The sequence below is a fragment of the Kineococcus xinjiangensis genome, assembly GCF_002934625.1.
GTDB classification, from domain to species: Bacteria; Actinomycetota; Actinomycetes; order Actinomycetales; family Kineococcaceae; genus Kineococcus_A; species Kineococcus_A xinjiangensis.
Genome location: NZ_PTJD01000002.1, coordinates 219,973 through 239,178, shown reverse-complemented (window position 1 = coordinate 239,178; position 19,206 = coordinate 219,973). Strand labels below are relative to the sequence as shown.

Sequence of the window (19,206 nt, the reverse complement as noted above, 5' to 3'; positions counted from 1 at the left end):
CTCAGACCTCCTGGGTCGCTGCTGCGACGGCCGGCCCGGGCGTGGTGCTCGTCTGCGGTGTGCGGCTGCGCCCGAAGCGCTTCATGCAGGGCACTTCGATGAAGCGGTGCAGCAGTGCTCCCGCGACCAGGGTGACGAGCAGGGAGATGAGGATGAGGGTGACCGCGGTGGGCGTGGCGCGTGCGACGTCCCCGCTCGCGCGGGTCGCGAGACCGATGGGTCCGTACTGCAGGACGAGGAAATGAACCATGTAAAACGCGAACGACACCTCCCCGAGCCAGACCAGCTCCTTCCTGGTGAGGAAGGTGCGCGCGCCGGTGACATCGCGGTGCGCGTAGGCGGTGATGAGCAGCGCGAGGGGCGCTGTGGTGGGAGCGACGAGTCCGTAGGCGTCGGGCAGCCAGACCTGCAGGACGTAGCCGCCAGCGACGAGCGCCAGTGCCCACCGAACGGGCATCCCCGGCCAGAGTCCGTCGCGCAGGATGCGGGCCATCACCATGCCGAGGGCGAACTCGGGCAGCCGCGAGAGCGGAAGGAAGTACACGAACCAGTTGCGCGCCCAGGACACCGGCTGGAACGGAGAGAGCGGCTGCTCGGGCAGGAGCTGCGCGAAAACCGGGATGAGGACGATCACCGCGGTGATCCCCGCTGCACTGGCTACCAGCCGCCGACGGGGGATGCGCAGCAGGATCGGGGCGAGGAGAGGGAAGGAGAGGTAGAAGAGGAGCTCGCAGGCCAGCGACCAGCTCGGTCCGTTGGTGCCGCTCAGCACGGTGAGGTCGGGTGACCAGCTCTGCAGCAGGAAGAGGCTTGGCAGGGCCGCACCCCAAGTGAGGGTCGCACCGGTCACCGCCATGAGCACTAGCCCTGCCAGCCACGTCGCGACGTGGTTGGGATAGATCTTGGCCAGGCGACGACGGTAGAAGGCGGTAGGGGTGTCACCGGGGCGCGTGGACCACATCAGCACGAAGCCGGAGAGGATGAAGAAGAAGGACACTCCCGCGTACCCGAGCCTGCTGAGGTACCGGGCGAGCCCGTCGCTGATGGAGGCGTCGAGGAACAGGCGTGCCACCGCGATGTGTGTCACGAAGACCGCCAAGGCTGCGAGGAAGCGCAGCGAGGTCAAGGTGGGCAGTCGGCTGCCGCTGGTCTGCGGGTGCATCACTGTGCTCCGGGAAGGCGGATGGACTGGTGGTGGTGGAAGAAGTTGCGCGGGTCCCAACGCGCCTTGACCTGCTGCAGCCGCGGGTAGTTGTCCTTGTAGTACAGCGTGTGCCAGGCGACGCCGGAGGTGTTGAGCCCGGGGTCGCTGATGTCGCCGTCGGGGTAGTTGACGTAGCACCCATCGGTGACATCGTCGGGAACGGGCACGCCACCGGTCTCCGCGTAGACGTCGGAGTAGAACTCCCGCAGCCATGCGACGTTGGAGCTGTCGTCCTGGGGACTGGTCCAGTAGGTCTGGTAAAGGAGCTTGAGGATGGCGTCGCGCTGGGCGACGGCAGTGGCGCCAGGGTCCACGGCGTTGATGGCGCCGCCGTAGGAGGTGATGACCATCATGCCCAGGGGGTTGGCGTAGTCCTCCCGGGTCAGGTGCCGCCAGGCGGCGTCGATGTGCCGGCGGGGGAAGTTCCTGCGCATGTAGGCGGACTTGTGCTCCCCGCGGTAGGTGGGGCTGGTCTGCAGCGGGCTGCTGGAGCCCATGTGCCTGGTGGCCTTCAACCACGGCAGCCGCAGCACGCTGTCCTTGCGCTTGATGCCGAGAGCCTGATCGAGCTGATCCAGGAACTGGGTGGCCAACTGCTCGGCATCCTCCCCGGTGGCGTCCATCTGGATCAGCGCGCCGATCGAACCGGAGGAGCGGTGGTTGAGGAACAGCCAGGAGCACAGGCCGCTGTAGGGGCTGGAGGGGGAGGAGTGCTGCTCGTGCCAGGCGCCGTAGGTGTCCAGCAGAGCGGTGAAGCCCTCGCGGGTGATGCCCTTCCAGTCCCAGGTGGGGTTGAGGATGAGAACTTCCGCGGGTGGGGCCGGCAGGAGCCGGGTCGGATCGGAGCCGCTGGCCCCGGGGTCGGCGAACCAGTAGCGGGTGATCACTCCGAAGTTGCCGCCACCGCCGCCGCAGTGTGCCCACCACAGGTCGTGGGCGGGATCGAGCGGGTCACGGCTCGCGATGACGCTCCGGGCCCTCCCGTGGGCGTCGACGACGACGACCTCCACCGCCTGCAGGTAGTCGACGATGAGGCCCAGCTTGCGAGACAGCATCCCGTACCCGCCGCCGCTGACGTGGCCGCCGACACCGACGAGTGAGCAGACCCCTGCCGGCACGGTCACCCCGTAGCCTTCGTAGAGGGCGTTGTAGACCTCGATGAGGTTCGCGCCGGCTTCCACGGCGAAGGCGCGCCGCTTCGGGTCGTAAGTCACCTTGCGCAGGTGCCCCATGTCGATGACGACCTGCACCTCCGGGTTGTAGATCCAGTCCTCGTAGCCGTGGCCACCGCCGCGCACGGCGACGCGCTTGTTGCGCCGCACGGCGTCCTGAACGATGCCGACGACCTGGTCGGTGGAGGTGGGCATGCGGACCGCGTCGGGGGAGCCGACCCAACGCTGGTTGAACGGCGTTATCAGGTCGGGGTACTGCCGGTCGGTGGGCGTCACCGTCAGCACACCCTCGCCGATGGCCGCGACGCTAGGAGTGGCGGCTCGGGCGGTAGCGGTGGGGACGTTACCCGCCAGCAGGGCCCCGACGCCTGCGCCCTTCAGGAGCTCCCGGCGCCGCAGCGTCGCGCCACCCGGCGCGGCCGCGGTGGCCACCTTCGAAGGGCCGGTGAACGTTGCCGTCTTCATGCGGTCTGCAACTCCTTGCTGTAGCTCGCGCTGTGCAGGCTCGACAGGGCAGCGTCGAGCTCCTGATGGGTGACGTCGTTGACGAAGGTGGCCGCGCCGATCCCGACGGGCAGCGGCAGACGCTGCTGGCCGTCGCGGTGTCGCACCGTCTCCTCCAGGGCTCGCGCGAGGAGGTCGGCGTCCAGGCTGTCGTCCCAGGTCGGCAGTCCGAGCTTGGCCATGACGTTGAGCACCGAGGCGCTCTCCGCGGCGGACATCAGCCCCCTGTGGGTCGCGATCATCGTGGTGATGGCCATGTCGACCGCGACGGCCTCACCGTGCAGCAGCTCGGGCAGGGCGCGCATCTCGATGGTGGGGCTGAAGGTGTGCCCGTAGTCCACCAAACGTTCCAGGTTCGCCTCCCACAGGTTCGGCTGCAGCTCCTCCAGCATCCCCTGGATGGCGCGCTGCAGCGTGCTGGCAGCTGCGCGGCGGCCGAGACGATCGCTGTTCTGGAACCGTTCCCGCAGCAGGTCTGCGCCGAAGCGGTCGAGGAGAACGAACAGCTCACGGTCCTTGATCAGCGCGATCTTGAGGATCTCGCCGAGCCCGTTGGAGAGGTGGCGCCGGTCCAGAGAGGCGAGGAAGCCGGTGTCGAGCAGCGTCAGGGACTTGTCGAAGTAGGTGCCCAGCCGGTTCTTGTGCGAGTTGAAGTTCACGCCGGTCTTCACGCCCACCCCTGCGTCGACCAGGCCGATCAGGGTCGTGGGTACGCGCACGAAGGGGGTGCCGCGGCGGTAGAGGTTCGCAGCGAGCCCGACGACGTCCATGATGACCCCGCCACCGATGACAATGATCGGCTCCCGCCGCCGGTCGATCCCGAAGGCATCGATCTCACGCACGATGCGGGTGACGGTGTCCAGGTTCTTCACCGTCTCATCGACCTCAAGCGGGAGGATGCGCGCCTCCACACCGTGGTGGTCGAAGTACTCGACCATGCGGGCGCCGTAGAGCTCGTTGACCCGGGAGTCGATGACGACGAAGCGGCGCCGCGACCCGGCGCCTCGGGCGGCGTGCACCAGGTCGGTGGAGTCCGGGTCGAACACGTCGTCGCACTGCCGGATCTCGTAGGCCACTTCCTGGGTGGCGTGGACGCGCCAGGTGTCAACCCTGCTGCTGCGGACGACGAGGCCGCTCGTCGAGTCGGTCACGGTCATGATTCCTCCAGATGCTGGCCAGGGGCTCGCTCTCCTGTTGCAGGTGGCGATGCCTCGGTGAGCTGGCAGAGTGGTCAGACCCAATCGCTTCGCCACGGCCGCGAACAGCATCCCGGCCCGTGTGCGTCACCTCCGCTGCACTTCGTCAAGTCCGACATGACGAAGTCTCACCGTTGTGACGAACCACGGTGGTTCTCGTTGCTGTGGCGACACGCGCGCCTTGATGGTGGGCCTCACCGGCGCACCGTGCGTCGGTCGACGACGAAGGTGGTGTCCTCCCATGACGACGACGACGATGCGCGCCAAGGTGCAGATCGGCCGGGACCTGACGGTCGCCCGGATCGGGTACGGCGCGATGCGCCTGAGCGACCAGGACGTGTGGCGCGGGCCCGTCGACCGTGCAGCAGCGATCACCCTCCTCCGAGGCGCTGCCGATCGTGGCGTCGAACTGTTCGACACCGCTGACTCCTACGCGCTGGGGGACAATGAGGAGCTGCTGGGCGAGGCGTTCGGTGGACGCGACGACATCACGATCGTCACCAAGGCCGGCGTGAGCCGCCCTGGCCCCACTCTTGAGGAGTGGATTCCGCTGGGACGCCCGGAGTACCTCAAGCAGCAGGCGGAGCTCAGCCTGCGCCGGCTCCGGATGGAGCGCCTGCCCCTGTTCCTGCTGCACCGCGTCGACCCGACGGTGCCCCTAGCGGAGCAGATCGGCGCTCTCAAGGAGCTTCAGGAGGCCGGGAAGGTGGGCCAGGTGGGGCTGTCTCAGGTGACCGTGGAGCAGATCGAGGAAGCAATGCGCATCACCGAGATCACCGCGGTGCAGAACCTCTTCAACCTCTCCACCCGCGACGACAACGACGTGGTGGACTTCTGCGAGAGCGCAGGCATCGCCTTCATGCCGTTCTTCCCGATCGCCGTGGGCGAACTGGCCAAGCGCAACGGTGCGTTGGCGGTGGTCGCCGACGAGGTGGGCGCCACCCCGGCCCAGGTCTCCCTCGCTTGGCTGCTGCACCGATCCCCGGTCATCGCCCCTATTCCCGGGACCTCGTCCGTGGCGCACCTGGAGGAGAACCTCGCGGCAGCCGAGATCCACCTCAGCGATGAGCAGCTGGTTCGCCTCGTCGAGGATGCCTGACGTGACGGCAACCCTCCAGCCGGAAGGTGCGGCGGTCGAGCCGGGCTGCGAAGCGGTCGCGGAGGAGTTCGCCAGGAACTTCACCGATCGTGGCGAGCTCGGTGCGGCCTTTGCGCTGTACCGCGGCGGTCGGCTGGTCGTGGACCTGTGGGGCGGGGTGGCCGACTCCAGGACAGGGCGGCCGTGGGGACGGGACACGCTGCAGATCATCTTCTCCGGCAGCAAGGGCATCGTCGTCACCGCGTTGCTGCTGCTCGTGGAGCGGGAGCAGTTGCGCCTCGACGACGCGGTGGCCCGGTACTGGCCGGAGTTCGCCGCCGCGGGCAAGCACGGCATCACGATCAGGCAGGTCGCCACGTTCACCGCGGCGATGCCGGCACTGCGCGTGAGCGTCAGCCAGGATGACATCCTCGATGCTCGTGCCATGGCCGCGCTGCTGGCCGCACAGGAGCCGGAGAGCGACCCTCGCGCCCACGGCCTCATGTACGGGCCGTTCACCTCCGGTTGGATCATCGGCGAGTTGGTGCGCCGCGTCGACGGCCGCCCGCTCGATGCCTTCTTCCGTCAGGAGATCGCCCGCCCGCACGGCCTGGACCTGCACTTCGGGGTGCCTGATCGGGACCTCGCCAGAGTGGCTCGCACGGAGTATGGGACGGAGTTCCTCGCTCAGTTCAGCGGATTCTTCGCCAACGCGGATCCACTGACGCGTCGCGTGTGGAGCAACCCCATGCCCTTCCCCCCGCATGAGGACCTGTGGAGTGCGCGGGAGAGACTGCAAGCGCTGATCCCCGCCGTCAACGTCGCCGGAACAGCCCGCGACTTCGCCCGCCTCTACGGCATGCTCGCCGAGGACGCTATGCGGGCACCGGGGGAGCGTCCGCACCTGCTTTCCCGTCCGGTTCTCGACGACGCCAGGGGAGTCCACGTTCGCGCGACCGACCCTCTCATCGACGTTCCGATGTCCTACGGCGGCGGGGGCTACCGGCTGCGCACCCAGCCGCGCCCCGGACCCGACGGGGTGAGCTTCGGGCATGACGGAGGCGGCGGCTCCGCCAACCAGGCATGGCCGCGCGTCGGTGCGGGCGTCTCCTACGTCATGAACCGCCTCATCGCGCTCGGCCCGGACGACCGGAGAGCCTCCTCACTGCTCTCGGCCGCAGCGTCGGCGCTGACGGTTCACGACTGACGCCTCAGTTCGGCCCGGGGCGCAGGCGCACCCCTAGGGGGCGATGCCCTGCGCTTCGGGCCGAGCCGTCACCGGAGCGCCAGCGGCCAAAGCCTGAACCGCCTGGGCGATCGAGACCAAGCTCATGTGATGGTGCCACCCGACGTAGGAGCGCCCCTCGTAGTCAGTCGCTCCCAGCGATCGGGAGACGTGCTCGTAGGTGCGCTCAGCCAACTCGAGATGCGCAGCCAGCCGCAGGATCTGCGTGTCGTCAACCTCCAGGTCGGTCACCCACAGCTTGGCCCAGCCCTTGTCGCCGGACCAGTCAGCGAAGAGGCGGGTCTGGCGCGAGGCGCCGTGGGCGTCGTCGACGACCACCGGAAGTCGAAGGACCCTCCGATCGGGAAGCCCTGCTACGGCCCACCCGGCGGGTCGGGCCGCTTGGGCCAGGCGCTGCGCCCGTCCGGCGAAGCCCTTGGGTAGCGCACAGTGCCCATCGTGGACAGTCAGGGACAAGCTGCCGGGTACGCGCAGCAGGTACGGCATGCCCCGCTCCACCGCGGTGCTGAGGATTGCCGGCGTGTGGGTCTCGCGCGTATCCATCAGGACCGGGGGAGCCGAGGTGGACGCGGTCCCCGGGGGGAGAGCGCGGATGAGACCGACAGCACTTTGCGTGGGCGTCTCGCTGTCGACGTGCTGGGGTATCCCTGCCCGACGTCGCCGTGCCGCATCCTGCGTCCACTCGCTGGGGAGGACCAGGCGCCAATCCACGGGAGCCATCAGATCGTCCCCGACGTACCATGAGGCCAGGACGTGCTGATGGTTGATCTGCTTCCCCAGACAGGGCACGACCTCGTTCTTCACCCCGACTGTGTGAACACCGGACTTCTTCAGCACGGTGGGCTGCACGATCCAGGCGCTGAGCCTGCTCACGTTGAGGAGGAAGTCCATCAGTCGCTGACGAACTTCTCGGGAAGACCATGTCGACCGGCTGACGAAGTGGTGGAGACGCTGCTCTCGCGCCGACGCCGCGGCCTTGCACGTCACCATGCCGCGCACGGTCTTGCGCCCTGACGTCAGGATCAGACCGCGCACGTACTCCCGACCGGCGCGCCGCTGATCCTCGCGAGGCAGCGCAGCGAAGACGTATCCGCACACCTCCTCGAGCACGTCTTCGTACATGTCAGGCAGGCGCGGTGAGTCCCCGACCTCGACCATGGTGACCTCCGTGTTGACGACTTGGCGCGCCGCACGTCCTCGGGCGGTCAGGGGACAGGGGTGTCGCGGTCTCTGAAGTCAGGATCGCGACGAGGTGTGACTGTCGTACTGACTCACGATGAACGGCGGGTGCCACTGCTCCGCCGATCCCCCCTTCCGTCGAGTAGGTCACCTACAGGACCGATCTGCGGAGAGCCGAGCCCTGCATCGATGGAGCGGTGGATTCGCAGCGGCAGCCACGTCGAGCATCGGTCGAGAATGCTAGGACACCGCACCCAGCCACGGCAATGATCATTCTGCTGCCACCAGCGAGACGCCGCGACCCTCGATTTCGTTGAGGATGTGCACATCCGGTCGTCGCCCTCCACTTTCCAGGTGCTGGATGACGTGGCCCTCTGGGCTTGCCTCAACCGGCCACTTCGATCGCTCGTCGCACGGATCCGGGCGGGTGCCGCGGATGAGCGCTGGACGGCACGCACCACCTGCGCGGTGGGGCCGGCCCGGACACCGCTGAGCTTCTCCCAGCTGTTCTGCTCCGTCCCCGGAGCTGGTGGCGTGTGCACCACTGGACCCCGGGGCGGAGCAGGGGGGCGGGGTCAGATTCCGGCGGGCTCGGGTTTCCCCTGCGCGGGGACACACTCCCCGCGCGGTCCCGGCACCGCCGGCCAGGTCAGCGGGGGCACGACGGGCCGCGCCACGCCCAGCATGGTCTCGGCCACCCGCAGGACCTGCTCCGAGTAGCCGCGCTCGTTGTCGTACCAGACGTAGACGACGACGTGGCGGCTGCCGTCGGCGATGGTCGCCAGCCCGTCGACGACGCCCGTCTTGCGGGTGCCGACGAAGTCGGTGGAGACGACCTCGGGGGAGTCCACGAAGTCGACCTGGTCCTGCAGCGGGGACGACAGCGAGACCCGGCGCAGGTAGTCGTTCAGCTCGGCCTTGTCGACGCCCCGCTCCAGCGTCAGGTTGAGGATCGCCAGCGACACGTTCGGCGTCGGGACGCGGATGGAGTTCCCGGTGAGCCTGCCGGCGAGTTCCGGCAGCGCCTTGGCGACCGCCTTGGCCGCGCCCGTCTCGGTGACGACCATGTTGAGCACCGCCGAGCGCCCGCGCCGGTCGCCCTTGTGGAAGTTGTCGATGAGGTTCTGGTCGTTGGTGAACGAGTGCACGGTCTCCACGTGGCCGTGCTGGATGCCGTAGCGGTCGTGGAGGACCTTCAGCACCGGGCTGATCGCGTTGGTGGTGCAGGAGGCGGCGGAGACGATCTGCTCGTCCGGCCCGATCGCCCCCTCGTTGAGGCCGTGCACGACGTTCCTGATGTCGCCCTTGCCGGGGGCGGTGAGCAGGACGCGTCCGACGCCGCGGCTGCCGAGGTGCCGGGAGAGCCCCTCGGCGTCGCGCCAGCGGCCGGTGTTGTCGATGACGAGGGCGTCGGAGATGCCGTGGGCGGTGTAGTCGACGGCGGCGGGGTCGTCGGAGTAGATGACCTGCACGGCGGTGCCGTTGGCGATGATGCGCTCGCGCTCCTCGTCGACGGTGATGGTTCCGGCGAACGCGCCGTGCACGGAGTCGCGGCGCAGGAGGCTCGCCCGCTTGACGAGGTCGTTGCTGCCGCCGCGCCGCACGACGATGGCGCGCAGGCGCAGCCCGGAGGGGTCCTCGCCGCGTTCGAGCAGGATGCGGGCGAGGAGCCGGCCGATGCGGCCGAAGCCGTAGAGGACGACGTCGCGGCTGTTCGGTGCGGCGGCCCGCCGCCCGAGCAGGGGGGCGAGGGCGGCCCGCACCCGCTGCCCGAGGTCGCCGTCGCCGTCCGCGCCGAGGCGGGCCACGTCGACGGCCGCGGGGGCGAGGTCGAGCCCGCTCAGCACCCGGAGGATCTCCAGGCTGGTCTGCAGCGGCAGCTCCACGTCGTCCACCCGCCGCGCGAAGCGGTGGGTCTTGATGATGCCGACGACGGACTTGCCCACGAGGCTGCGCCCGTGGACCGTCGGGACGATGCCCTTCTCGCGGTGCAGCCGGCCGACGAGGGGGAGCATCGCCTCCGCGAGCGCCACCTTCTCCGTCCACGCGCTCTGGTCCGCTCCCGCGGTGCGCTCTGCCTGTGCATCCCGGTCTGGATCGTGATCCACCATGGACTCCTCGAACCTCCTCGTTCGTCTGGGGCGTCGTGCGCCTGCCGGGCCTCCCCTCCGCTGCTGGTGGCGCTCGGGGGACGCGGGTCCGGCCCGGGCAGGGTACGGCCGCGGCGGGGAGCGGAGGGCCGGTGCGGGGCGGGTGGGGACGTGGGGCTCGTCACGCCGCCGGGGCGGGGCGCCGCGGCCGCTCAGGCGGGGGAGGTCCCGCTCGACTCGCGCACGAGCAGGCGGTGTCCGACGACGACGGTGCGCGGCGGGGGAGCGTCGTCCGGTGCGGCGGCGAGCCGCTCGGCGAGGCACTGCGCGGCCCGCTCGGCGATGGCGTGCTTGTCGGGGGAGATCGTCGTGAGGGACGGGGTGGCGTAGCGGCCGTCCTCGACGTCGTCGAACCCGACGACGGCGAGGTCCTCGGGCACCCGCAGGCCGTGCTCCCGCGCGGCCCGCTGCGCGCCGAGGGCGAGCTGGTCGGTGAAGCAGAAGAGGGCGTCGACGTCGGTGCCGCGCTGCAGCAGCCGGTGGACGGCCGCGGCTCCGTCGGCGCGGTGCAGCGCGGTCACGGCCAGTTCGAGGTCGGGGTCGCGGGGGATCCCGGCGGCCGCCAGGGCGCGGTGGTGGCCCTGCAGGCGCAGCCGCGCGGTGTCGTCGCCGACGCGCGAGCGGGCGCCGACGGCGGCGATGCGGCGCCGGCCCGTCGCCAGCAGGTGAGCGGTGGCCTCCGCGGCGGCCGCCACGTTGTCGATCACCACGTGGTCCGCGGGGACGGGGTCGCCGGCGTGCCCGTCCACCCGCTCGCCGAGGAGGACGAGGGGGGAGCTGTCCCGTCGCTGCGCCAGGTCCGCGGCCCGCAGGGCCCAGGGGCTGAAGACGACGCCGTCGACGAGCTGGGCGCGCATCCCGTCGAGCAGGCGGCGCTCGCGCTCGGCGTCGCCGCCGGTCTGCTCGATGAGCAGGGTCCACTGCCGCTGCTCCGCGGCGCGGCTGAGCAAGGCGGCGATCTCGCCGAAGTAGGGCGAGTCCACCTCCGGCACGACGAGGGCGACGAGGCCGGAGCGGGCGCGGCGCAGGCTGCGGGCGGCGGCGTTGGGCCGGTAGCGCAGTTCCCGCATGGCCTGCTCGACGCGCGTGCGGGTGGCGGCGGCCACGAGCGGGGAGCCGTTGACGACGTTGGACACCGTCCGCGGCGAGACGCCCGCGCGTGCGGCCACGTCACGCATGCTCGCCGCCATCCCGCGCTCCTCCCCGCCGCTCCGCGCTCCCGCCGTCCGCGGGTCATCGTCGCAGCAGGCGAGTGCGTGCGCCGCGTGGCCCCACGGTGGATCGGCCCCGCATTGCCACGTGGCAATGCCACGTGGCAACCTGCTGGGAGCCGTGGATCCGAGGAGGAGCCGAGCCCATGAGCCTGACCGTCACCCGCGCCGGTGAGCCGCCCGTTCCCGCAGGTGCCGACGAGGAGGCGCGGGAGATCCTCGCCGGCCTCTACGGCGACGGCATCATCGCCAGGAGGGGCGCCTTCTCCCGGGAGTGGGCCGCCCGGATGGGCGAGGACATCGAGACCGCCTTCGCCGAGGCCCGCGGCCGGGAGGGTGGCGCCGTGGGGCGCGGCCCCAACCGCTGGTACGTCGAGATCCACCCCGAGCAGTTGCGCGGCTTCGTCGACCTCGTCGACCACCCGTGGGTCCGCAAGGTCTGCGAGACGGTGCTCGGGCCGCAGTACCAGATCGTCGAGGTCGGCTTCGACATCCCCTTCGCCGGTGCGGTCGACCAGCCGTGGCACCGCGACTTCCCCATGCCCGAGGAGACCCGCACCACCGGGCGGCTGACGTCGCTGGCGTTCAACCTCACCGCGGTCGACACCGAGGAGGACATGGGTCCCTTCGAGATCGCCCCCGGAACCCAGTGGGACCACTCGGAGGAGTTCGGCCACGGCATGTTCCCGCCGAAGTCGATGTGCGCCCGCTACGAGGAGCGCGCGGTGCGCAGGTACCCGCAGATGGGCGACGTCTCGGCCCGCTCGGCGCTCACCATCCACCGCGGCACGCAGAACCGCTCGGAGAAGGCGCGTCCGGTGCTCGTGCTGGGTGTCGACGCCCCGGGCGCGGGCAACGCCGAGCACCACGACCTGGCCGTCACCCGCTCCTACTACGAGCAGCTGCCCCGGCGGGTGCGCGACCACCTCGTCTGCCCCGTCGTCGACGAGCTGCGGCCGATCACGCAGAAGCACAGCATCGAGGGCCTGGTGATGGGCGAGGCCTGACGCCCGCCGCCGCCGGGACCGGCCGCGGCCACCTCCGGACCGGAGGTGGCCGCGGCTTCGTCGGTCACGACCCCGTAACACTCGCCCCCGGCCGCGGGTCCGGCCGCCTTCCTGTCGTAGGCTGTGATGGAAACGTTTCCAGCAGCCTTCGCCCGCAGGAGGGTGGTGCGCCGTGGCCGGACCGGCCGACGTCGCGCCGCCCGCCCGGCGGGGGAGGGGCTCCCGGGCGTCCGGCGGCCCCTGAGTCCGCCGGTGCGCACCGGTGCGCCGGGGCGGCCGCGCGGCGGCCCGTCCTCGGGTCGCCGCGCCCTGCGCCGGTTCCCGCCGGCGCGCCGGGATCGCCTGCCCCGCGGGCGATCTCACCCGAACAGCCCCCTCCCGGGGAGTTGACAGCTCGCCGGGAGGGGTGGAGTCTTCGACCACCGCGATGAGACCGGTCCCATCAGGGACGCGGCCTCACCGGCCCGCGAATGGGACCGGTCTCATCGCCTCTCGAACGCCCGCTCTGCCCTTCCGGGACCCCCGGTGGCCGGCAGTGGTGACCGGCGGCACCGGAGCCGCCCAGGAGTTGAAGGAGTCGACGTGCGCAACACCAGGAAGCCGTGGCTGACCCTCGTCGCGGGCATCGCCGGGACCGCGCTGCTCACCGCGTGCGGCGGCGGCGGGGCGGGGACCAGCGGCGAGGACGGCAAGACCACCCTCACCATCGCGACGTTCAACGAGTTCGGGTACGAGGAGCTGCTGAAGGAGTACGAGGCGTCCCACCCCGACATCAAGATCGAGCACCGCAAGGCCGCCACGACCAACGAGGCGCGCGACAACATGAACACCCGCATCGCCGCGGGTGGTTCCGGCCTCGCCGACATCGAGGCCATCGAGGTGGACTGGCTGCCCGAGCTCATGCAGTACCCGGACAACTTCGCCGACCTGTCCGACCCGGAGGTCGAGGGGCGCTGGCTCGACTGGAAGGCCGAGCAGGCCACGACCGAGGACGGCAAGCTCATCGGGTACGGGACCGACATCGGCCCGCAGGGCATCTGCTACCGCGCCGACCTCTTCGAGGCCGCCGGCCTGCCCACGGACCGCGCCGAGGTCGCCGAGTTCCTGGGCGACAGCTGGGAGTCCTACTTCGCGGCCGGCGAGAAGTTCACCGCCGCGTCCGACGCCGCCTGGTACGACTCCGCCGGCGCCATCTACCAGGGCATGATCAACCAGGTCGAGGCGGCCTACGAGAAGCCCGACGGCACCCCGATCCCCCTGGACCAGAACGCCGAGGCCGAGAAGGTCTACGAGACCGTCCTGAACGCCTCGGTGGACCGCGGCCTCTCGGCGGGGCTCACCCAGTGGAGCGAGGACTGGACGAACGCGTTCCAGAACGACGGCTTCGCCACCATGCTCTGCCCCGGCTGGATGCTCGGCGTCATCGAGGGCAACGCCGCGGGCGTCCAGGGCTGGGACATCGCCGACACCTTCCCCGGCGGCGGCGGCAACTGGGGCGGTTCCTTCCTGACCGTCCCCGCGGCCGGCAAGAACGTCGAGGCCGCCCAGGACCTGGCCGCCTGGCTCACCGCACCCGAGCAGCAGCTCAAGGCGTTCGAGGCGCAGGGCACGTTCCCGAGCCAGGTGGAGGCGCTGGCCAGCGACGAGCTGCTCAGCCAGAAGGACGCGTTCTTCAACGACGCCCCGACCGGGCAGATCCTCGCCAACCGGGCCGACGCGGTGGAGGTCACGCCCTTCAAGGGCCCGAACTACTTCGCGATCCACGAGACCGTCGCCGACGCCATCACCCGCGTCGACACGGACAAGACCGACGACGCCGCCGGCTCCTGGGCCAAGGCCGTCCAGGCGTACGGCGAGCTCGGCCTCGACTGATCCGGCCCGCGGGCCGGGCGGGTGATCCTCTCCCCGCCCGGCCCGCGTCCCACGTCACCAGGCCCGGAAGGAGCCCCATGGCCGACGTCACCACCCGACGGGACAGCCCCGAGGCCGTCGCAGCCGAGAAGCCCGGTCGCGCGCCGTCCCCGGCGCCCGCGCCTCCCGACCGGGCGCGCGAACTGCGGAGCCTGCTCGCCAGGGCGGACGTGAAGCTCTCGCCCTACCTCTACATCGCGCCGTTCTTCGTGCTCTTCGCCCTCGTGGGCCTGTTCCCCCTCGCCTACACCGCCTACGTCTCGGTGCACGACTGGCACCTCATCGGCGGGCAGGGCGAGATGGTCGGCCTGCAGAACTACGCCGACGTCGTGCAGCAGCCCAAGTTCCTGACGGCGCTGCGGAACACGTTCAGCATCTTCCTGCTCTCGGCCGTTCCGCAGCTGCTGGCGGCCCTCGTGATCGCCGCCGTGCTGGACGCCAACCTCCGGGCGAAGACGTTCTGGCGGATGGGGGTGCTGCTGCCCTACGTCGTCGCCCCCGTCGCCGTGTCCCTGATCTTCTCCAAGCTGTTCGCCGACCAGTCGGGCATGGTGAACACGCTGCTGGGGTTCGTGGGCGTCGACCCGGTCCGCTGGCACGCGGACGCCCTCGCCAGCCACGTCGCGATCGCCACGATGGTGAACTTCCGCTGGACCGGCTACAACACGCTGATCCTGCTCGCGGCGATGCAGGCCATCCCGCGCGACCTCTACGAGGCTGCGATCATCGACGGCGCGAACCGGGTGCGGACGTTCTTCTCCGTCACCGTCCCGATGCTGCGGCCCACGATGATCTTCGTCATCATCACGATGACCATCGGCGGCCTGCAGATCTTCGACGAGCCGCGGCTGTACGACCAGCAGGGCGACGGCGGCGCCGACCGGCAGTGGCTGACGATGACCATGTACCTCTACGAACTGGGCTGGGGCGCGCAGAAGAGCTTCGGCCGCGCGTCCGCCGTCGCCTGGATCCTGTTCCTCCTCATCGTGGCCATCGGCCTCGTCAACTTCGCCATCACCCGGCGGATCGCCTCCGACGGGTCGTCCTCGGGAGGGAAGCGCCGATGAGCCGCTCCGAGCTCTCCCTGGCCGCGGTCCAGCAGACCGCCGGCGCCGGTGCCGCCCGTTCCGCGGCACGCCGCCGCGGAGGCGCCGGCATGGGCGCGAACCGCCGGCCGGGCCGGGTCACCTACGCCCTCCTCGCCGTCGTCCTCGCCCTGTCGGCCTACCCGCTGTACTACGCGGTCCTGCTGGCGTCCTCGGACGCGGTGACGATCGCGCAGACCCCGATCCCCTCGCTGCTGCCGCAGGGCCACCTCACGGAGAACCTGCAGCGGGTGCTGGGCTCGAACATCGACTTCCTCCTGGCGTTCCGCAACAGCCTCGTCATCGCCGTGGTGACCAGCGTGTCGGTGGTCTTCTTCGCCACGCTGGCGGGCTTCGCCTTCTCCAAGCTGCACTTCCGCGGCCGCAAGCCGCTGCTCGTGTTCGTCATCGCCACCATGGCGGTGCCGACCCAGCTCGGCGTCGTGCCCCTGTTCATCCTCATGAGCGAGCTGGGCTGGGTCGGGAAGCTCCAGGCCGTCATCATCCCGGGCCTCGTCACGGCGTTCGGCGTGTTCTGGATGACCCAGTACCTCGAGGGCGCGCTGCCCTACGAGCTCATCGAGGCGGCCCGCGTCGACGGCTGCTCGATGATCCGCACGTTCTGGCACGTGGCGCTGCCCGCCTCGCGCACCGCCGCGGCCATCCTCGCGCTGTTCACGTTCGTCGCCTCCTGGACGAACTTCTTCTGGCCCTTCATCGTGCTCGGGCCGACGAACCCCACGCTGCCCGTCGCGGTGCAGCTGCTGCAGGCGTCCTACTTCAAGGACATGTCGCTCATCATGGCCGGGGTGGTGGTCTCCACCGTTCCCCTGGTCCTGCTCTTCGTCCTCGTCGGTCGCCAGCTGGTGGCCGGCATCATGCAGGGAGCCCTCAAGGGATGACCACGATCCCCGCCGCGTCCCGCGCGGCGCTGACCACCGACCCGACCGCCACCGACGTCCCGGTCCTGCCCGCACCGGAGGTCGGCGACGCGGGCCTCCGGTTCCCCGCCGCCTTCGTCTGGGGCGCCGCCACCGCGGCGTTCCAGATCGAGGGCGCCGCCCGCGAGGACGGCCGGACCGCCTCCATCTGGGACACGTTCTGCCGGGTCCCCGGGGCGGTGGCGGGCGCCGACACCGGCGACGTCGCCTGCGACCACTACCACCGCTGGCGCGAGGACCTGGACCTCATGGCGGAGCTGAACCTCGGGGCGTACCGCTTCTCCACCGCCTGGCCGCGGATCTGCCCCGAGCCGGGCACGGTGAACCGCAAGGGCCTCGACTTCTACTCCCGGCTCGTGGACGGGCTGCTGGAGAAGGGCATCGCGCCGTGGCTGACCCTCTACCACTGGGACCTCCCGCAGGCGCTGGAGGACCGCGGCGGGTGGGCGAACCGGGACGTGGCGCAGTGGTTCGCGGAGTACGCCCTCACCGTGCACGGCGCGCTCGGCGACCGCGTGCGGCACTGGACCACCCTCAACGAGCCGTGGTGCTCCGCCCTCCTCGGCTACGCCGGCGGGCAGCACGCCCCCGGCCGGCAGGAACCGCAGGCGGCGGTGTCGGCCGTGCACCACCTGCTCCTGGCGCACGGCACGGCGGTCCGGGCGCTGCGCGCAGCCGACCCCAGCGCCCAGCTCGGCATCACCCTGAACATGACGGTGGCCGACCCCGCCGACCCCGACGACCCCGCGGACCGCGCCGCGGCGGACCGGCTCGACGCGCTGCAGAACCGCCTGTTCGCCGAGCCGGTGCTGCTGGGGCGCTACCCGCAGGTCGCGATCGACGCCCACGCCGCGGTGGGGGTGGCGCTGCCCGTCCGCGACGGCGACCTGGAGGTCATCTCCGCGCCGCTCGACTTCCTCGGCCTGAACTACTACACCGGGGCGTCGGTCACGGCGCACCCCCCGGCGGGGGTGGAGGTGATGCCCGGCGGTGCCGACGTGGCCCGCCCGACGTCGGAGCCGAACGTCGGCCTGGGGCAGGTCCACTCCGTCTCCCGCGGGCTGCCCCGCACGGCAATGGAGTGGGAGGTCCAGCCCGACGGGCTGCGCCGGCTGCTGGAGCGGGTGCAGGCCGACTGGACCGGCCCGGCCGACATCCCCCTCTACGTCACCGAGAACGGCGCCGCCTACGACGACGAGGTCGCCCCCGACGGGTCCGTGCCCGACGCCGACCGCGTCGCCTACCTCGTGCGGCACCTCGAGGCCGTCCACGCCGCCCGGCGGAACGGGGTGGACGTGCGGGGCTACTTCGCGTGGTCGCTGCTGGACAACTTCGAGTGGGCGTACGGCTACGACAAGCGGTTCGGCATCGTGCGCGTCGACTTCGACACCCTCGAGCGCACGCCCAAGGCGAGCGCGCGGGCCTACGCCGAGGTCGCGCGCACCGGGCGCCTGGCCCCCGGGGGTACCGTCTGGCCGTGACCACCGACGGGAACGGCGCGGGGGTGGGCGGGTCCGCGGACGCGCCCACCCCCGCGGGCCCCGTCGGCGCCCGGGGCGGCCGGCGCGCCGCGCCCACGCTGCGGCAGGTCGCGGCGGCCGCCGGGGTGTCCCGGGCCACCGCCTCGCGGGTCATCAACGGCGGTCACCTCGTCAGCGACCAGGCGCGCGCGGCCGTCGAGGCGGCCATCGCCGAGCTCGGCTTCGTCCCCCACCCCGTGGCCCGCAGCCTCGCCACCCGCCGCACGGACTCCGTGGCGCTCGTCGTCCCGGAGCCCAACGAGCGCCTGCTCGGGGACCCGTTCTTCGGGCACATCATCAACGGCCTGTCCCTCTCCCTGGAGGCCGCGGACCTGCAGATGGTCCTCGTCGTGGTCCGTCCCGGCAGCGGGCAGGACCGGGCGGTGCGCTACCTCACGACCGGCAAGGTGGACGGCGCCGTCGTCACCTCCCACCACCGGGAGGACTCCCTCAACCGCCGCCTCGTGGAATCCGGGCTGCCGTGCGCCTTCCAGGGGCGTCCGCTCGGGGTGGACTCCGCCTGCTACGTCGACACGGACAACGTCGCCGGGGCCCGCCGCGCCGCCGAGCACCTCATCGCCTCGGGGCGCCGGCGCATCGGCACGGTCGCCGGGCCGGCGGACATGGCGGCCGGCATCGACCGCCTCACCGGCTGGCGGGAGGCCCTCACCGCGGCCGGCCTGCCCGTGGACGCCGTCGAGCACGGCGACTTCACCGTGGCGGGCGGCACGGCCGCCGTGCAGCGCCTCCTGCGGCGCCACCCGGACCTCGACGCCGTCTTCCTCGCCAACGACCTGATGGCCTCCGGTGCGCTCGGCGTGCTCGCCGCCTCCGGGCGGCGCGTGCCCGAGGACGTGGCCGTCTTCGGCTACGACGACCTCGGCCTGGCCGCGACGACCACCCCGCCGCTCAGCACGGTCGTCAACCCCGTGGAGCGGATGGCCGCGAGGGCCGGGGCGATGATCGCCGACCTCCTCGCCGGCGGTGAGCCGTCCAGCGCCCCCGTGATCCTCGACGCCGAGCTGGTGCTGCGCGCCTCGGCGTGACGCGGGAGGGATGAGGGTTCGGATGGCCATCCACGTGGGCACCTCCGGGTGGAGCTACGACCACTGGGACGACGTGCTCTACCCGCCGGGCACGCCTGCCCGCGACCGGCTGGGGCACTACGTGCGGGAGTTCGGCACGGTGGAGCTCAACGCCAGCTTCTACCGCTGGCCGCGCGAGGCCTCGTTCGCGTCGTGGCGGCGGCGGCTGCCGGACGGCTTCGGGATGTCGGTCAAGGCGCCCCGCGGCCTGACCCACGCGAAGCGGCTCTACGCGCCCGAGGTGTGGGCGCAGCGCCTCGCCGCGTCCTGGCACGAACTGGGTGCCCGGCGGGCCGTGCTGCTGGTGCAGCTGCGCCCCGACCACGCCCGCGACGACGACCGGCTGCGGTACTTCCTGGACCGCCTCCCGTGGTGGATGCGGGTGGCGGTGGAGTTCCGCCACCCCAGCTGGCACGACGACGCCGTCTACGGCCTGCTCGCCGAACGCGGCGTCGCCTACTGCGTGATGAGCGGCGCGCACCTGCCGTGCGTGCTGCGGGTGACGGCGCCGTTCGCCTACGTCCGGCTGCACGGCCCCGACCACCACCACCTCTACGGCGGTTCCTACTCCGGCTCGGACCTGGCGTGGTGGGCGGACCGGATGCGGGAGTGGGAGTCGGCCGGCACCGAGGTCTACGCGTACTTCAACAACGACGGCGGTGGCAACGCGGTGCGGGACGCGCGGGGGCTGCTGGCCGCCCTCGCCCGCTGACGCCG

At 71.4% G+C, this 19,206-nt stretch carries 15 protein-coding genes; 9 read left to right on the top strand and 6 right to left on the bottom strand.

What is annotated here, in order from left to right; genetic code table 11:
* Nucleotide 1 precedes the first annotated feature (1 nt).
* The 3 genes from CLV92_RS03965 to CLV92_RS03955 are packed head-to-tail and all read right to left on the bottom strand — an operon-like array spanning nt 2 to nt 4,031.
* Nucleotides 2-1,162, bottom strand: a complete 1,161-nt coding sequence (locus tag CLV92_RS03965; RefSeq protein ID WP_146099407.1) for an acyltransferase family protein — start codon at nt 1,160-1,162, stop codon at nt 2-4.
* The gene (locus tag CLV92_RS03960) at nt 1,162-2,841 is read right to left on the bottom strand and encodes an FAD-binding oxidoreductase (protein WP_104431496.1); all 1,680 of its coding nucleotides are present in this window, start codon (nt 2,839-2,841) and stop codon (nt 1,162-1,164) included. Before CLV92_RS03960 ends, CLV92_RS03965 begins: the two co-directional genes overlap by 1 nt.
* Entirely contained in the window at nt 2,838-4,031 is a 1,194-nt protein-coding gene (locus CLV92_RS03955) for a sedoheptulose 7-phosphate cyclase (protein WP_245886396.1), read from the bottom strand. The genes CLV92_RS03960 and CLV92_RS03955 overlap by 4 nt, the downstream gene beginning before the upstream one ends.
* A gap of 286 nt (nt 4,032-4,317) precedes the next feature.
* On the opposite strand from CLV92_RS03955, the gene CLV92_RS03950 reads away from it, so the two are divergent.
* Together CLV92_RS03950 and CLV92_RS03945 are read left to right on the top strand one after the other, a co-directional pair.
* Nucleotides 4,318-5,175, top strand: a complete 858-nt coding sequence (locus CLV92_RS03950) for an aldo/keto reductase (protein WP_104431494.1) — start codon at nt 4,318-4,320, stop codon at nt 5,173-5,175.
* On the top strand, nt 5,168-6,361 hold the full coding sequence (locus CLV92_RS03945; protein ID WP_158257119.1) for a serine hydrolase domain-containing protein: 1,194 nt from the start codon (nt 5,168-5,170) through the stop codon (nt 6,359-6,361). Before CLV92_RS03950 ends, CLV92_RS03945 begins: the two co-directional genes overlap by 8 nt.
* 33 nt (nt 6,362-6,394) lie before the next feature.
* On the opposite strand, the gene CLV92_RS03940 is transcribed toward CLV92_RS03945, so the two are convergent.
* From CLV92_RS03940 to CLV92_RS03930, 3 genes are all read right to left on the bottom strand, one after another.
* Nucleotides 6,395-7,558: an IS701 family transposase gene (locus tag CLV92_RS03940; protein WP_104431492.1), complete on the bottom strand. Its 1,164-nt coding sequence runs from the start codon at nt 7,556-7,558 to the stop codon at nt 6,395-6,397.
* Between the two features lie 596 nt (nt 7,559-8,154).
* The gene (locus tag CLV92_RS03935; protein ID WP_211290845.1) at nt 8,155-9,687 is read right to left on the bottom strand and encodes a glyceraldehyde-3-phosphate dehydrogenase; all 1,533 of its coding nucleotides are present in this window, start codon (nt 9,685-9,687) and stop codon (nt 8,155-8,157) included.
* Nucleotides 9,688-9,881: 194 nt separating this feature from the next.
* Nucleotides 9,882-10,919 carry a LacI family DNA-binding transcriptional regulator gene (locus CLV92_RS03930; protein ID WP_104431490.1) on the bottom strand — a complete coding sequence of 346 codons (1,038 nt, stop codon included), beginning with the start codon at nt 10,917-10,919 and terminating at the stop codon, nt 9,882-9,884.
* A 167-nt stretch (nt 10,920-11,086) separates the two neighbouring features.
* Between CLV92_RS03930 and CLV92_RS03925 the strand changes: the two genes are divergently transcribed.
* From CLV92_RS03925 to CLV92_RS03895, 7 genes are all read left to right on the top strand, one after another.
* Entirely contained in the window at nt 11,087-11,947 is an 861-nt protein-coding gene (locus CLV92_RS03925; RefSeq protein ID WP_104431489.1) for a phytanoyl-CoA dioxygenase family protein, read from the top strand.
* A 582-nt stretch (nt 11,948-12,529) separates the two neighbouring features.
* On the top strand, nt 12,530-13,819 hold the full coding sequence (locus CLV92_RS03920; RefSeq protein ID WP_104431488.1) for an ABC transporter substrate-binding protein: 1,290 nt from the start codon (nt 12,530-12,532) through the stop codon (nt 13,817-13,819).
* Between the two features lie 77 nt (nt 13,820-13,896).
* Nucleotides 13,897-14,925 (top strand): carbohydrate ABC transporter permease, encoded by a 1,029-nt coding sequence (locus CLV92_RS03915; protein WP_104431487.1) that lies wholly within the window; start codon nt 13,897-13,899, stop codon nt 14,923-14,925.
* A complete protein-coding gene (locus CLV92_RS03910; protein WP_104431486.1) occupies nt 14,922-15,845 on the top strand; it encodes a carbohydrate ABC transporter permease in 924 nt (307 codons plus the stop codon). Before CLV92_RS03915 ends, CLV92_RS03910 begins: the two co-directional genes overlap by 4 nt.
* Nucleotides 15,842-17,365 carry a GH1 family beta-glucosidase gene (locus CLV92_RS03905; RefSeq protein ID WP_104431485.1) on the top strand — a complete coding sequence of 508 codons (1,524 nt, stop codon included), beginning with the start codon at nt 15,842-15,844 and terminating at the stop codon, nt 17,363-17,365. The genes CLV92_RS03910 and CLV92_RS03905 overlap by 4 nt, the downstream gene beginning before the upstream one ends.
* Nucleotides 17,362-18,450, top strand: coding sequence for a LacI family DNA-binding transcriptional regulator (locus CLV92_RS03900; protein ID WP_245886394.1), 1,089 nt, complete (start codon nt 17,362-17,364; stop codon nt 18,448-18,450). The genes CLV92_RS03905 and CLV92_RS03900 overlap by 4 nt, the downstream gene beginning before the upstream one ends.
* A gap of 22 nt (nt 18,451-18,472) precedes the next feature.
* The gene (locus tag CLV92_RS03895) at nt 18,473-19,201 is read left to right on the top strand and encodes a DUF72 domain-containing protein (RefSeq protein ID WP_104431484.1); all 729 of its coding nucleotides are present in this window, start codon (nt 18,473-18,475) and stop codon (nt 19,199-19,201) included.
* Nucleotides 19,202-19,206: the final 5 nt, after the last annotated feature.